Origin of the sequence: Methylobacterium nigriterrae, from assembly GCF_037106235.1 — a bacterium.
In the GTDB taxonomy this organism is placed as follows: Bacteria; Pseudomonadota; Alphaproteobacteria; order Rhizobiales; family Beijerinckiaceae; genus Methylobacterium; species Methylobacterium nigriterrae.
Window position 1 is genome coordinate 1 of the sequence record NZ_JBAWTG010000125.1, and the last position, 13,111, is coordinate 13,111.

Annotated in this window: 13 protein-coding genes and 3 pseudogenes; 9 read left to right on the plus strand and 7 right to left on the minus strand. The window is 72.1% G+C overall.

Features of this window, described 5'->3' with window-relative positions; translation table 11 throughout:
- Positions 1-161 (plus strand): annotated as a pseudogene (locus tag WDW90_RS30140) (cytochrome c); the annotation flags it as partial.
- Between the two features lie 114 nt (positions 162-275).
- Here the strand turns inward: WDW90_RS30140 and WDW90_RS30145 are convergent.
- Together WDW90_RS30145 and WDW90_RS30150 are read right to left on the minus strand one after the other, a co-directional pair.
- The gene (locus WDW90_RS30145; RefSeq protein WP_336491182.1) at positions 276-1,850 is read right to left on the minus strand and encodes a PhnE/PtxC family ABC transporter permease; all 1,575 of its coding nucleotides are present in this window, start codon (positions 1,848-1,850) and stop codon (positions 276-278) included.
- Between the two features lie 383 nt (positions 1,851-2,233).
- A complete protein-coding gene (locus tag WDW90_RS30150; RefSeq protein ID WP_336491184.1) occupies positions 2,234-2,359 on the minus strand; it encodes a hypothetical protein in 126 nt (41 codons plus the stop codon).
- 253 nt (positions 2,360-2,612) lie between these two features.
- On the opposite strand from WDW90_RS30150, the gene WDW90_RS30155 reads away from it, so the two are divergent.
- Positions 2,613-2,831 carry a DUF6894 family protein gene (locus tag WDW90_RS30155; RefSeq protein ID WP_336491185.1) on the plus strand — a complete coding sequence of 73 codons (219 nt, stop codon included), beginning with the start codon at positions 2,613-2,615 and terminating at the stop codon, positions 2,829-2,831.
- Positions 2,832-3,266: 435 nt separating this feature from the next.
- On the opposite strand, the gene cynS is transcribed toward WDW90_RS30155, so the two are convergent.
- Positions 3,267-3,755: a cyanase gene (cynS, locus tag WDW90_RS30160; protein WP_336491186.1), complete on the minus strand. Its 489-nt coding sequence runs from the start codon at positions 3,753-3,755 to the stop codon at positions 3,267-3,269.
- A 212-nt stretch (positions 3,756-3,967) separates the two neighbouring features.
- Here cynS and WDW90_RS30165 point away from each other — a divergent pair, with 212 nt between their 5' ends.
- From WDW90_RS30165 to WDW90_RS30180, 4 genes are all read left to right on the plus strand, one after another.
- Positions 3,968-4,111: a hypothetical protein gene (locus WDW90_RS30165; protein ID WP_336491188.1), complete on the plus strand. Its 144-nt coding sequence runs from the start codon at positions 3,968-3,970 to the stop codon at positions 4,109-4,111.
- A 107-nt stretch (positions 4,112-4,218) separates the two neighbouring features.
- Positions 4,219-4,677: a Ros/MucR family transcriptional regulator gene (locus tag WDW90_RS30170; protein WP_336491189.1), complete on the plus strand. Its 459-nt coding sequence runs from the start codon at positions 4,219-4,221 to the stop codon at positions 4,675-4,677.
- Positions 4,678-4,897: 220 nt separating this feature from the next.
- Complete coding sequence (locus tag WDW90_RS30175; protein WP_336491191.1) at positions 4,898-5,035, plus strand: hypothetical protein; 138 nt, start codon at positions 4,898-4,900, stop codon at positions 5,033-5,035.
- Positions 5,036-5,044: 9 nt separating this feature from the next.
- Positions 5,045-5,329 carry a hypothetical protein gene (locus WDW90_RS30180; RefSeq protein ID WP_336491192.1) on the plus strand — a complete coding sequence of 95 codons (285 nt, stop codon included), beginning with the start codon at positions 5,045-5,047 and terminating at the stop codon, positions 5,327-5,329.
- Positions 5,330-5,366: 37 nt separating this feature from the next.
- Here WDW90_RS30180 and WDW90_RS30185 read toward each other — a convergent pair whose 3' ends face one another.
- From WDW90_RS30185 to WDW90_RS30195, 3 genes and pseudogenes are all read right to left on the minus strand, one after another.
- Positions 5,367-6,593 (minus strand): acyl-CoA dehydrogenase family protein, encoded by a 1,227-nt coding sequence (locus tag WDW90_RS30185; RefSeq protein ID WP_336491193.1) that lies wholly within the window; start codon positions 6,591-6,593, stop codon positions 5,367-5,369.
- A 96-nt stretch (positions 6,594-6,689) separates the two neighbouring features.
- Entirely contained in the window at positions 6,690-8,042 is a 1,353-nt protein-coding gene (locus WDW90_RS30190) for a sigma-54-dependent transcriptional regulator (RefSeq protein WP_336491194.1), read from the minus strand.
- Positions 8,039-9,806 (minus strand): annotated as a pseudogene (locus tag WDW90_RS30195) (sensor histidine kinase). Before WDW90_RS30195 ends, WDW90_RS30190 begins: the two are co-directional and overlap by 4 nt.
- Positions 9,807-10,176: 370 nt before the next feature.
- On the opposite strand from WDW90_RS30195, the gene WDW90_RS30200 reads away from it, so the two are divergent.
- Positions 10,177-11,514 carry a dicarboxylate/amino acid:cation symporter gene (locus WDW90_RS30200; protein ID WP_336491195.1) on the plus strand — a complete coding sequence of 446 codons (1,338 nt, stop codon included), beginning with the start codon at positions 10,177-10,179 and terminating at the stop codon, positions 11,512-11,514.
- 93 nt (positions 11,515-11,607) lie between these two features.
- On the opposite strand, the gene WDW90_RS30205 is transcribed toward WDW90_RS30200, so the two are convergent.
- Positions 11,608-11,817: a hypothetical protein gene (locus tag WDW90_RS30205; RefSeq protein ID WP_336491197.1), complete on the minus strand. Its 210-nt coding sequence runs from the start codon at positions 11,815-11,817 to the stop codon at positions 11,608-11,610.
- 244 nt (positions 11,818-12,061) lie between these two features.
- Here WDW90_RS30205 and WDW90_RS30210 point away from each other — a divergent pair, with 244 nt between their 5' ends.
- Positions 12,062-12,847 carry a sigma-70 family RNA polymerase sigma factor gene (locus WDW90_RS30210; RefSeq protein ID WP_336491198.1) on the plus strand — a complete coding sequence of 262 codons (786 nt, stop codon included), beginning with the start codon at positions 12,062-12,064 and terminating at the stop codon, positions 12,845-12,847.
- Between the two features lie 77 nt (positions 12,848-12,924).
- Positions 12,925-13,111 (plus strand): annotated as a pseudogene (locus WDW90_RS30215) (cyclic nucleotide-binding domain-containing protein); the annotation flags it as partial.

A 13,111-nucleotide genomic window follows, 5' to 3' on the forward strand; every position in this document is an offset into this window, starting at 1 on the left:
GCGTGGCCTGCCACTCGGTCGACTACATCGCCATGCAGCCGCCGAAGAAGGGCAAGGCGTTCTGGGACGCGGAGGTGACCAAGATGATCAAGGTCTACCGCGCCCCCATCGGCGAAGCCGACGGCAAGGCCATCGCCGCCTACCTCGACGCGGCGTATTGAGGCGGCGCGGCGGGCGCCCCCTCCCCCGCGGAGCGGGGCGAGGGGATAAGCGCTGCCCGAGACGCTCGAACGTGCAAGTCCGCGCGGGAGAGGGCCGCATCGCGTCCGGGGCGGTCACCGGCGGGAGGCGGACGCCGCCTCCTCGCGCCGCGGCGGCTCGGCGAGCCGGGTTGGGAGGGTGTTGATGCGCAGGAGCCGGCGCAGGGCCCGCGAGAGCGCGTCGACGGCGACCGCCATCAGGGCGGTGGCCACGATAAGGACGAGGGCCACGTCGAGCCGCAGCTCCGAGATCGCGGCATCCACGTAGAAGCCGAGCGTGGTGACGCCGAGGATGCCCAGGATGGCGCTCTCGCGCAGGATGATCTCCCAGCGGTAGAGCAGGTAGGCGAGGAACTGTCCGTAGAGCCGCGGCAGCGTCTCGTAGGCGTAGAGGTTCAGCCCCCGCGGCGCATCCGGGCGGTAGGGCAGGTCGTCCGCGTGGCGGCCCAGCAGGTAGCCGATGATGCCGGCATTGTGGAGCGACAGGGCGAGGATCGCGGGCAGCATCGAGGGCCCGAGCAGCTGCAGCGCCACGTAGGCCAGCATGTATTCGGGCGTCGAGCGCACGGTGACGAGGAGCACCCGGCCGAGCGGGCGTCCGATCGGCCCGGCGAAGCGGCGCGACACCAGCGGGAACAGCAGCAGCGCGCCGAACGCCGTCGCCACGAGCGCGATCTGGGCGAGCACCAGGGTGTCGAGGGCGCCCGGAAGCACCTGCTCGGTCAGGATGGGCCGCAGCCACGCCCAGAGCCGCGTCGAGGTCTCTAGCCAAGTCTCGGGTGCCGTGAGCGCCGCGCCGCGCAAGGGGGCGGGCACGAGGTCGTGTCCGATGAAGCGCGCAAGGCTCGCGCCGATATCGATGGCGCCGACCATGGGGGGCAAGGCCAGCACGCTCGCGACCGCCAGAACCGGCAGCGTCCATGGGCGCACCCAGAGGCGGCGCGTCCCGATCAGCGCGTAGAAGACGAGGAGCAAGGCCCCGGCCTCCGCGTAGCGCCCCTGCCGGAAGGCGGATTCGAGGTGGAAGCCCATGGTCGGCAGGCCGATGAAGCCGAGCACCAGGGTCGAGCGCAGCCCGCATTCGAGGCGGTAGAGCGTATAGTGCCGGACGGAGGCCGCGACGTCGGGCAGCCGCGCGTAGGCGAAGGCCGAGACGGCGCCGGTGCCGGACGGCAGGACGCGGAGCGCCGAGAGGTCCGCCTCCTCGATGATCTCGGCATAGACCTTCGCGCAGAGGCCGGCATAGGGCAGCGCGATGGCCAGGATCCCGGTCGTGGCCGAGAGGCCGAAGACCTGCATCAGCAGGAGCGCCCAGAACAATTCGTGCACCGAGCGCAAGGCGGCGCAGAGCACGCGCACGCCGCGCCGGCGCGCGAAGGGGATCGCCAGGGCAAAGCCCGTCCCGGCGCCGAGGCCGACGCCGAGCACCGCGAAGGCGACCGTGTAGACGACGCTCCGGGCCTCGACCGCGACGAGGTCCGGATGGACGAGCCCGCCGAGGAGCCGGCGCAGCTCCGCCCACGGCTCGAGGCTCGACACGTGGAGATCCGCGGCAAGAAGCGCCGCGAGCGCGAGGCCGACGAACCAGCGGCTGACCGCGGCGTAGCCCGGCGCCGGCAGGCGCGCGGCGAGGGCCCGCCGGGCTCTCATGCGGCCGGCTCGTAGAAGGGGGCGAGCGCGCGACATCCCTCTGTCATCCGCGTCCTCCCCGGCAGCAGGGTCCGATCGTGTAGAATGCAACGTCTTCGCGGATGGGCAAACAGGCCGACGACCTCCTCGGTCACGCTCCCGCGAGCCCGGACGGGCCGGCCCTGGATCCCGCCGAAACGGCCGCCGCTGCAGGGCCGGGAGCGGCGGCGCGGCGGATCCGCGGAGGCCCGATGGACGCGCCCCGCACCGCAACTGGGCGGCGATCGTCGGGCGCATCGCGCAAAGGCCCGGCCAGAGGGCGCGCGCCGGAGCGGGACGGCGAACGCTCCTGCCGCGGCGCGATCCGAAGGGGCGCCGATTCCGGCTTGCCGCCGGGATCGGCGTCAGGGCTTGCCGGCCGCGCCGGCGGACAGTTTTCTCAGAACGGCGCGGACATGGTCGCGGATCCGCGCGCGGCGCGCGACCGTCCCGCCGCCGCGCTCATCCTCGGAATCGCCGGGCATCGTCATCGGAATCAGCCTATGGCTCCGGCACCCGCAATCGATTTGCCGGGTGGTACGTCTGAATAGTCGTCGCCCGGTTGCGGGCTGACCTGATTATGGATTGAATTCTCAAAACAAATCGACCAAACAGGTTTAAAATCCCCTCGATACTGTTACAGCATCGTTAACCAAGACGGTCGATTAATCTCGTCGGCGCTCTCGGGACAGTTGCGTACGCAGTCCTCGCGCCCCTCACTCGAAAAGAGACGCGAGCGGCGCCGTGCTGAAACGCTTCTACTTCGACTTGGTGAATCGAGACTCGCTCATCCCGGACACGGATGGGATCGAGGCGGCCGACCTCGCCGAGGCCCTGGCCCAGGCGGAACTGGCCCTCGCGGAGATGAAGGAGAGCGGCGAGGCCGACAGCTTCGGCTGCGGCTGGGAGCTGCTCGTCCGGGACGAGGCCGGCAGCGTCCTCAGGAAGCTCCCGATCGCGTGAGGAATCCCCGGCGCCTTCCGAACCGGGCAGCAGCGCCTCGCCGCGGACCTGCGCCACCCGCGGCCATCGCGGCGACGGCCGATCCGGTCGGCTCGCGCCGTCCATGATCTTCCGCATCGTGACGGCGAAGGCCGCCAGCCCCGCCGCCCGAGGGGGGATGGAGCGGCGGGGCCCGTCGCGGCGTTGCGCGACCGAGCCGGGTCGCGCTCCGGCTCCGAGGCAGGGTCGGGCCGAGACGGTTAGCGAAATCTGAAGACGGGCGCGCCGCGCCGGCCGGGTCCGGCATCTGTGCGGTTTCCGCCCTTCGGCCCTGCCGGGGGGCGCCCGGCGGCTCACCCGGGACCGGCCGACCGGAAGCGGGGGCCGGGCCGAGGTCAAGACGCCGATCGCTCGCGCGCAATCGACCGGCGGGGCGGATCCGGGAACGCCGCGCCTTCAGCCTTCCCTGAAGCCGTATTCGGGCACGCCCTCCTCGTTGCCGTAGTACTTGTAGGGCAGGAACTTGCCCGACATCGCGAGCCTCACCCGGTCGCCCTTGTTGTTGGGCTCGCGCTCCATCGTCATGTTGAAGTCGATCGCCGACATGATGCCGTCGCCGAACTCCTCCTGGATCAGCTCCTTCCAGGTGGTGCCGTAGACCATGACGAGTTCGTAGAAGCGGTAGATCAACGGATCGGTCGGCGGCATCGCGGGGATCGAGCCGCGATAGGGCGCCTCGTTCAGCATCCGCTCCTCGGCCTGCGAGAGCCCGAACAGCTCGGCCGCCTTCCTGGCCTGGGCCCTGGGCAGCTTCATCTGCCCCAGGCAGGCCGCCGTGATCAGGATCGGCGAGAGGCCGCCGATCTCCTCCTGGATGTGCTTCCAGCTCCAGCCCTTCTCGCGCTTGATGTCGAGGAGCTTCTCGGTCAGGTCTTCGCGCTTCATGGATGTCTCCGGTTGTTCGCCGATCTCGTCGCCTCCCCCTCCCCCTCGCAGAGAGTGGAGGCGACGGGGGATGGAATCGCCGCTCGGGCCCGCAGGACCTCGCCGCCGGGTGGGCCGTCGCGCCGGCCGCAAGCGTCGTGCCAGAGCAGGCCGGTCGCGCAGGCGAAGCCCGGGCACAGGCTTGTCCCGGAGCGTCCGGGCCGCGCGATTTCGTGTGCGACGAGAATTCGGAGCGGCAGGACCGGCCGGCAGCGACCAGGGCCACCGGATTTCCGGCCGGCGGTGCGGTGAGCGCCTGCATTGGCTCGGCCGGCTTCGGTGTGTTGCAGAACAAGTATCTGATTGCGCTCAATTGATTTCATCGGCGACGGAAGAAAATCGATCACGACAGGACGATTTTTCTTGATCCATCACGCCCAAAATGCTTTTGGCCGCAACCGGGGCGAGAGATCGGGAATCGGGAATGTCGGAAGAAACACAAGGGCAGAATCCTGAATATATTCACCTCGCGGCCGACATCGTGTCGGCCTACGTCTCGAACAACAATCTGCCCATCGCCGACTTGCCTGGATTGCTCTCGCAGGTCCATGCGGCCCTGACCGGCCTCGGCCGGCCGGCGGCGCCGGTCGAGGAGGTCGAGAGGGCGACGCCCGCGCAGGTTCGCAAGTCGATCACGCCGGACGCGCTGATCTCCTTCATCGACGGCAAGCCCTACAAGACGCTCAAGCGGCATCTCACCGGCCACGGGCTCGATCCCTACAGCTACCGGGCCCGCTTCGGCCTGCCGGCAGACTACCCGATGGTCGCCGCCAACTACGCCGCCCAGCGCTCGGAACTCGCCAAGTCGATCGGCCTCGGGCGCACCGGCATCCCCGCCGCCGAGCCCGGCGAGGCGAGGCCCCGCGGCCGCAAGGCCGGCTAGGGATCGGGCGGCCGATCCGGTGGTGCCGCCGCGCAACATCGGATGGCCGCGCCCGATATCTGGGACTGCCGTTAACCGAGGTTAATGGCGAGGCGGCCCTCACGGCCAAGGCTCCACCCGGGACCGAGCTGTGAGGGCGTCCGTGTACGCGTCAGACAAGCAACCCCGGTGGCTCCGGCGGCGGATGCGGCGGCGCCTCGCGCGATGGGGGAACCTGCTGGTGATCCGCTGGATCGCGGGCGGCGGGCGGGAGAGGCCGGCCGGCGCGGCCCCGGGCACGCGCCAGGACCCTTCGGCGGACTGGACCAACGTCGTGGCCTTCCCGCCGCGGCCGCCGGAGGCGCGGGCCGGAGCCTGAGCGACGACGATGTCTGCCATCGCGAAGCGATCGGTCGGACATCGCATGACGGGTCGCGAGGCGATTCGTTGCAGGGATGTGACAGCGGCAGCTTCGGTGATCGGTCACCGCGCGCGGCCATCGCGTTTTAACCGGCGCGATGGCAAGTGCTGGGGCGTTCAACGTCCCGGCCTTCCCACCATGTCGCCCGCTTCCAAAAACCTCCTGCTCCAGCACCGCGAAGTCGTCGCCGTCACGATCAGTTCAGGCGCCTTCTTCGCCGCCCTCCTCCTCGTCACCTGGCTGATCGCCTGAGAGCCGGCGCGCTCCGCGGCAGGCCCCTCGCCCGACGTCACGGCCTCGGCAGCATCCGGTCGCTGATGATGCGGCGCTGGATCTCGCTCGTGCCCTCGAAGATCGTCGTCAGGCGCGCATCCCGCCAGTAGCGCTCGACCCGGCGCTCGGTGGTGTAGCCGTTGCCGCCGTGGAGCTGCATCGCCCGGTTGGTGACGCGCACCGCCATCTCGGTCGCCAGGAGCTTCACCATGGCGGATTCGCTCTCGGCCGGCTCGCCCGCATCGAGGAGATGGGCGACCTGATGCCAGTAGGCGCGGGCCTGCGCCACCTCGGCGGCCATGTCGGCCAGCGCGAAGCGCAGCGCCTGGAACTCGCCGATCGGGTGCCCGAACTGCTCGCGCTCCTGCAGGTAGGCCTGGCAATCCTCCACCGCCGCCCGCGCCACCCCGACCGCCCGCGCGGCGGTGTGGACGCGCGCGATGTTGAGGCCCCGCTGCACGGCCGCGAAGCCGCCCGCATCCGCATCCGCGCCCTGGTCGCCGTAGAGGCCCGTCAGCCGGTCGCTCTCGGGCACCCGCACGCGGTCGAGCGCGAGCTCGAAGGTGAGGAAGCCGTGATAGCCGATCTTGTCGATGGCATGCCCGGTCATGCCCTCCGGGAAGGTGCCGGGCTCCTTGACCACGAGGAAGGGCTCGAGCCCGGCCGAACGCGGCTCGCCCGCCTCCGGCTCGCGCGTGCGCGCCAGGACCTCGATAAAGTCGGCCGCGAGCGCGAAGCCCGCCCAGCGCTTGGTGCCGGTGAGGAGCCAGCTGTCGCCCTCGCGCACGGCCCGGGTCTGCACGCCGGCGAGGTCCGAGCCGGCCGTCGGCTCGGACAGGGCGATGCTGCCGATCCAACGGCCCGCCGCCGAGCGGCGCAGCAGGTCGCGCCGCCTTTCCTCGTCGAGGGTCTGGGTGCCGAGCCCCTGCCCCCGCGCCAGGATGCTCCCGACGGAGAGCCAGGCCCGCGCCAGCTCCTCCGACACGAGGCAGTACTCGAACACGCCGAGGCCGAGGCCGCCATGCTCGGCCGGGATGGTGAGCCCGAACCAGCCCTTCCCGGCCATCGCGTCGATGAGGGAGCGCGGCATCTCGCCCTTGTGCGGGTCGAGCTCGTCCGCGATCGGCATCACGACGTCGCGCGCGAAGGCACGGGCCTCCGCCTGCAGCCGCACGCGCGCCTCCGTCCGCCAGGGCGACGCCAGCTCGGGCGGCTGCGGCTCCTGAATCTCCGGCCTCGGCATGTCATCCCCCCGTCTCCGCGCGTCCCGCGCCGGATCCGCCGCACAATCTGGTGCAGAGGCGCGCGCGCGCAACGGCGGCGGAGGGTTCGGGTGACGCTACCGGAAGTCGGTCGGCGTCAGGCCGTGGCGGGCGAGCTTGTCGTAGAGGGTCTTGCGCGGGGTGCCGAGGGCTTCGGCCGCCAGGCGCACGTCGCCGCCCGCCATGATCAGCTCGTCGCGGATCAGGCCGCGCTCGAAGCGGTCGACCTGCTCGGCGAGCGTCTGGCCGGGAGCGGGCTCCGGGCCCGGGCGTGCCTCGGGGCCGAAGCCGAGGGCGCAGCGCTCGGCGAAGTGGTCGAGCTCGCGCACATTGCCCGGCCAGGCGTGGCGCAGGAGGTGGTCGCGGATCGCCGCCGTCACGGGCGGCGGGTCGCGGCCGAAGCGGGCCGCCGCCCGGCCGAGGAAGTGCTGGAACAGCAGCATCACGTCCTCGCGCCGGTCGCGCAGCGGCGGGATCGGGATCGTGATCACGTTGAGGCGGTGGAAGAGGTCGTCGCGGAAGGTCCCCTGCGCCGCCGCCTGGCCGAGATCGACCTTGGTGGCGGCCACCACCCGCATGTCGATGGCCCGGACCTCGTTGGTGCCGAGCGGCTCCACCGTCCGCTCCTGCAGCACCCGCAGGAGCTTGACCTGGAGCGCCAGCGGCATGCTCTCGATCTCGTCGAGGAAGAGCGTGCCGCCCTGCGCGTGCTCGATGCGCCCCACCCGGCGCTTCAGCGCCCCCGTGAAGGCGCCGGCCTCGTGGCCGAACAGCTCGCTCTCCACCACGCTGTCGGGCAGCGCCCCGCAATTCATCGCCACGAAGTTCCTCGGCGCCCGCCGGCTCCAGCGGTGGAGCGCGCCGGCCACCACCTCCTTGCCGGATCCGGTCTCGCCGAGGACCAGCACGTCGATGTCGGCCTGCGCGACGTCGCGCACGAGGCGGCGCAGGCGCACGATCTCGGGCGAGATCCCGAGGAAGGCGGGATCGGCCTCGACCGCTTCCTCGAGCCGCGCCCGCAGGCGCCGGTTCTCGAGGGTCAGGCGGCGGCGCTCCAGCGCCCGGCGCACGGACGCCACGAGGGCCTCGGCCGGGTAGGGCTTGGCCAGGAAATCGTAGGCGCCCGCCCGCATCGCGCCGACCGCCATCGGGATGTCGCCGTGGCCGGTGATCAGGATGACGGGCAGGTCCGGGTCGGCGCCGCGCAGGCGCTCGAACAGGGCGCGCCCGTCGAGGCCCGGCAGGCGGACGTCGGTGACGACGACGCCCGGCGGCTCGGAGAGGATCGCGGCGAGCGCGGGCTCGGCGGCATCGAAGACCTCGACCGCGAAACCGTCGAGCTCCAGGCTCTGGCGGTTGGCCCGGCGCACGTCCGCCTCGTCGTCGACGAAGACGATCCGCTCGGACCGGTCGGGACTCGTCTCGCTCACGCCGCGCTCTCCGCCGCCTGCGCCGGCGCGCGGGCGAGCTCCATCCGGAAGACCGTGCCGGCGGGCTCGTTGCCGCGCACCGTCAGGGTGCCGCCGCAATCCTCGACGATCCCGCGGGCGATGGCGAGGCCGAGGCCGAGCCCGTCGGACTTCGTCGTGAAGAAGGCGTCGAAGACTTGCGCGCTGCGCCTCGGGGATGCCGGACCCGTTGTCGCGCACCTCGACGGCGACGCGGTCTCCGGCCTCGTCGATCGCGAGGGCGACGGCCGGCTCCGGGCGGTCCGTGACTGCGTCGAGAGCATTCTGCAGGAGATTGACGAGGACCTGCTCCAGGCGCGGCCCGTCGCCGAGCACGGCGAGGCCGGCGGGCGGCGGCGCGGCCGCCAGGGCGATCCCCGCCGTCGCCGCGCGGCCCTCGACGAGTTCGAGGCCGTTGCGGACGATCTCGGCGAGCGCCACCGGCTCGCGCCGGCCGGAGGCGCGCCGGGCGAAGCCCTTGAGCTGGCGGGTCAGCGCCCCGATCCGGTCGGTCAGCCGGCCGATGGCCGTGACGTTCTCGGCCACGTCCGCGACGCGCCCCCGGTGCACCAGGATCGCGGCGTTGTCGGCATAGGAGCGGATCGCCGCGAGCGGCTGGTTGATCTCGTGGGCCATGCTCGCCGCGAACTGGCCGAGGGTGGCGAGCCGTCCGGCCTGGGCGAGCTCGCGGCCGAGGCGCTCGCGCTCGGCCTCCGCGCGGGCCCTCTCCTCGGCCTCGGCGCGCAGCCGCCGGTTCGCCTCGCTGAGCGCCCGCGTGCGCTCGGCGACCCGCGCCTCCAGTTCCTCCCGCCTTGCCGCCGCCTCGCGCAGGCGCGCCCGCGTTCGCTCGCGGCGCCCGAGGAGGGTGGTGAGGCCGAGGGCGGCCATGCCCGTCGCGAGGAACGCGATGATCCCGCCCTGCCAGCGCTCGCGCTCGACGGCACCGCCGACGGGCGTGAGCGCGGTGAGCCGCCACCCGGTTCCCGGTATCGCGGCCTCGTGCCGGAGGGCGGCCCATGCGGGCTGAGCGCCGCCCCCGACGCGCACGAGGTCCGCGCGACCCCCGTCCGGGCGGAGGGGCAGCGGATCGAGGTTGGCGCCCCCGAATTCCAGGCTCTGGCGGATGCGTCCGCGCTCGGCCGGGTCGATCGGACGGAGCGCGCGGAAGCGCCATGCGGGATCGCTCGCGACGAGCACGATGCCGCGCTGGTCCGCCACGAAGACCCGCTCGTCGGCCTCCCGCCAGCCGGCCTCGACCGCGTCGAACTCGATCTTGACGACGACGACGCCGCTCCCGTCGGCGACCCGCCGCGCGAGGTAGTAGCCCGGTCGCCCGCTCACCGTGCCGAGGGCGAATTGCGACCCCGACCCCTCCGCCATGGCGAGCCGGAAATACGGCCGGAAGCCGTAATTCTGGCCGATGAAGCTGCGCGGCGCCCCGGCGTTGCTCGCCGCGACCGTGACACCGTCGGCCCCCACCACGTAGATGACGGCCGCGCCCGTCGCGGCGGCGACCTCGGCGAGGCGTCCGTTCACGCGCGCGAGCAGGTCCTGCCCCGCCTCGGGGCGCAGGACGGATGCGATCTCGGGATCCGCCGCGAGGGCCAGCGGCAGGGCGGTCTGCCGCTGCATCTCCGCCCGCAGGGCCCCGACCTGGAGGGCGAGAGCCGATTGCGCGGCGCGCCCGAGATCGGCGAGCGCCGAGCGCTCGGCGATGCGCCCGCCCGCCCAGGCCGCCACGACCATCGCGGCGAGCGCCGGCAGCCAGAGCCAGCGTCGACGGACGGATGATCTCGCCGGCTCGGGCCCGGATCGTCGGGTTCCGGTCACGCGCCGCCGCCCCGTGCGGTTTCCCGGACAGATTCGGGCCGCTTCGTGCGGATGCCCGCAACGGGCGCCCCGCCAGGGCCCGGCAGGTCCGGAAAAATCCTTGTCATCTCAGACATTTAACAAAATCTTCAGCGGGCCCGCCGGCTGGCATGCCGGTTGCCATTCCGTCGGCGTATCGCAGCCCTGCTCCGTCGGCATGACTGCAAGCCTCAGGGCCAAAAGCAAGAGCGGACGCCGCGGGCGGGCCGCCTCGTCTGCCAGCATCGAACCGAAGGGAGAACGCCTCATGGCCGCCGTGCCGTCACCGCTCACCGCGCACCACGCTCCGCCAACCCCGAAGCCGATCTACCGGACCCTGTACTTCCAGGTTCTGGTCGCGGTCGCGATCGGCATCCTGCTCGGGCATTTCTATCCGCAGCTCGGCGCCGAGATGAAGCCGCTCGGCGACGCCTTCATCAAGCTCGTGAAGATGATCATCGCGCCGGTGATCTTCCTCACCGTCGTCTCGGGCATCGCCGGGATGACGAACCTCGAGAAGGTCGGCCGGGTCGGCGGCAAGGCGCTCCTGTACTTCCTCACCTTCTCGACGCTGGCGCTGATCGTCGGCCTGATCGTGGCGAACGTCCTGCAGCCGGGCCACGGCCTGCACATCGACCCGAACTCCCTCGACCCGAAGGCGGTCGCGACCTACGCCGGCAAGGCCAAGGAGCAGAGCATCGTCGACTTCCTGATGAACGTCATCCCGGCCACCGCGGTCGGCGCGTTCGCGGGCGGCGAGATCCTGCAGGTGCTGTTCTTCTCGGTGCTGTTCGGCTTCGGCCTCGCCTTCCTGGGCGAGCGCGGCAAGCCCGTCCTCGACATCGTCAAGGTCCTGTCCGAGGCGATCTTCGGCGTCGTGAACATCATCATGAAGGTCGCGCCGATCGGCGCCTTCGGCGCCATGGCCTTCACCATCGGCAAGTACGGGATCGCCTCGCTCGCCAACCTCGCCTACCTCGTCGGCGCCTTCTACCTGACCTCGGCGATCTTCGTGTTCGTCGTGCTCGGCGCGGTCGCCCGCTACAACGGCTTCTCGATCGTGCGGCTCGTCCGCTACATCAAGGAGGAGCTGCTGCTCGTGCTCGGCACCTCCTCCTCCGAATCCGCCCTGCCCTCGCTCATCGACAAGATGGAGCGGGCCGGCTGCTCGCGCCCCGTCGTCGGCCTCGTGGTGCCGACCGGCTACTCGTTCAACCTCGACGGCACCAACATCTACATGACGATGGCGGCGTTGTTCATCGCGCAGGCCACCGACACGCCGCTCTCGCTCGGCGAGCAGGCCCTGCTGCTCCTCGTCGCGATGCTCTCCTCGAAGGGTGCGGCCGGCGTGACGGGCTCGGGCTTCATCACGCTCGCGGCGACGCTCGCGGTGGTGCCCTCCGTGCCGGTCGTCGGCATGGCGCTGATCCTCGGCATCGACCGCTTCATGTCGGAGTGCCGGGCGCTCACGAACTTCATCGGCAACGCGGTCGCCTGCATCGTGGTGGCGCGCTGGGAGGGCGAGGTCGACGAGGCCAGGCTGGCCGCCGCGCTCAGGGGCGAGCCGGCGCCGCTGGCGGCACCGGCACTGCAGCCCGCCGAGTAGGCCGGGGCCGATCGCGCGGGGGCCGTGCCGGCGTCATCGGGGGCCGTGCCGGCGTCTTCGGGCGCCGGCACGGCCTTCGTCGTCTCCCGCGCCTCAGGCCCGGTCGCGCCCGGCCCGGCCCGGCCAGGTATCGAGCGCGATCATCAGGTCGCGGCGTCGGCGCAGCATCTCCAGCGCCTCCTCGGCGGCCGGGCCCGCCTCGAACAGCTCGGCCGGATGCGCGCCGCCGAGCGAGGCGAAGACCCGGTCGGCGAAGTCCGGGCCGTTGGTCTCGATGAGCTTGGCAATGTCCGTCAGCGTCATGGGGACCTCCGCAAACCGGGCCAGAGCGAATCGCCGCGGCATTGCGTGATGTAATCGCGTCACGGTCAAGCTGAAATTCCGCTTCGTACGCGTCGGGTCCGGGCTGCGCGCCGCGCTGGCGGCCGGGCTCAGCGAACACCCTCCGATTGCCGTTCTGCGTCGTTAGCTCTTGAGAGTTGTACAGCGAACATATAATACAAATCTGCTGTACGGCCGGCTACCCCTCCCGGTGGAGCGAGGAGCGATGAGTGCGACGACATCCCGCCCCCGCGAACCGGCCCGCGCGGACCATCACCGCGCGCCGCTCCGGGCCGTTGCCCCGCCCGACCTGCGGCCCCGCTTGCCGCCGAGCCTGCGCGCCCATCTCGGCGCCCGGCTGCAGGATTTCTACGCCGCGATGCTGGCCGAGGCGCAGCCGCCGCGCCTCCTCGCCCTCGTCGCGCGGCTCGGCGCGGCGCCGGCGAGGCCCTGCGCGCCGCGCTTCCGCGACGACCTCCTCGCCGCGCTGCCGGCCTTGCGCGCCTTCGCCATGTCCCTGACCGCGAACGCGGCGCGCGCCGACGACCTCGTGCAGGAGACGCTGCTCAAGGCCTGGGCGAACCAGGACGGCTTCCTGCCGGGCTCCAGCCTCATGGCCTGGCTCTGCACCATCCTGCGCAACCAGTTCTACAGCGAGTGCCGCAAGCGCCGGCGCGAGGTCGAGGACGGGGACGGCGTCGCGGCCGCGCGGCTCGTCGCCCCGCCGGCCCAGGAGCACGACGTCGAGCTGCGCAAGGTTTGGGCGCTGCTTGCCAAACTTCCGCCCCTTCAGCGTGAGGCTCTGCTGCTCGTGGCCGCGCAGGGCCTGACCTACGAGGCCGCCGCCGACCGCGTCGGCTGCCGGGTCGGCACGGTCAAGAGCCGCGTCAGCCGCGCGCGGGCGAGCCTCGCCGAATCCCTCGCCGGGCCGCCGGCGAGGTCCTCGGCAGAGCTGTCGGCAAGGCTTCCGGCAAGGGTTCCGGCAAGGGTCCCGGCAAGGGTCCCGGCATGAGCGGCGCGTCCGTCCTGGAGCCGGCCGCGAGCCGGGGCGGCCCCGGATCCCGGCCGGCGCGGAGAGGACAGGAGGACGTGAGCAACCCCTTCGTTCGGAAGCTCGAGCGCGGCGCCGTCCTCTCGGACGCGGAGCGGGCCGCGCTGGAGGCGCTCACCCTCGTCCGCCGCCCCGTCCCGGCCCGCCACGACATCGTGCCGGACGACGGCGCCGATCGCGTCTGCCTCGTGATGGGCGGCATCGCGGGCCGCTACAAGACGCTTC

What these genes read in the sequence shown, in the direction of transcription:
- WDW90_RS30180 (WP_336491192.1), top strand. Translation starts at nt 5,045, where the DNA reads ATGTCTGCCATCGCGAAGCGATCGGTCGGACATCGCATGACGGGTCGC.
- WDW90_RS30185 (WP_336491193.1), bottom strand. Translation starts at nt 6,593, where the DNA reads ATGCCGAGGCCGGAGATTCAGGAGCCGCAGCCGCCCGAGCTGGCGTCG.
- cynS (WP_336491186.1), bottom strand. Translation starts at nt 3,755, where the DNA reads ATGAAGCGCGAAGACCTGACCGAGAAGCTCCTCGACATCAAGCGCGAG.
- WDW90_RS30150 (WP_336491184.1), bottom strand. Translation starts at nt 2,359, where the DNA reads ATGACGATGCCCGGCGATTCCGAGGATGAGCGCGGCGGCGGGACGGTC.
- WDW90_RS30205 (WP_336491197.1), bottom strand. Translation starts at nt 11,817, where the DNA reads ATGACGCTGACGGACATTGCCAAGCTCATCGAGACCAACGGCCCGGAC.
- WDW90_RS30145 (WP_336491182.1), bottom strand. Translation starts at nt 1,850, where the DNA reads ATGAGAGCCCGGCGGGCCCTCGCCGCGCGCCTGCCGGCGCCGGGCTAC.
- WDW90_RS30170 (WP_336491189.1), top strand. Translation starts at nt 4,219, where the DNA reads ATGTCGGAAGAAACACAAGGGCAGAATCCTGAATATATTCACCTCGCG.
- WDW90_RS30210 (WP_336491198.1), top strand. Translation starts at nt 12,062, where the DNA reads ATGAGTGCGACGACATCCCGCCCCCGCGAACCGGCCCGCGCGGACCAT.
- WDW90_RS30200 (WP_336491195.1), top strand. Translation starts at nt 10,177, where the DNA reads ATGGCCGCCGTGCCGTCACCGCTCACCGCGCACCACGCTCCGCCAACC.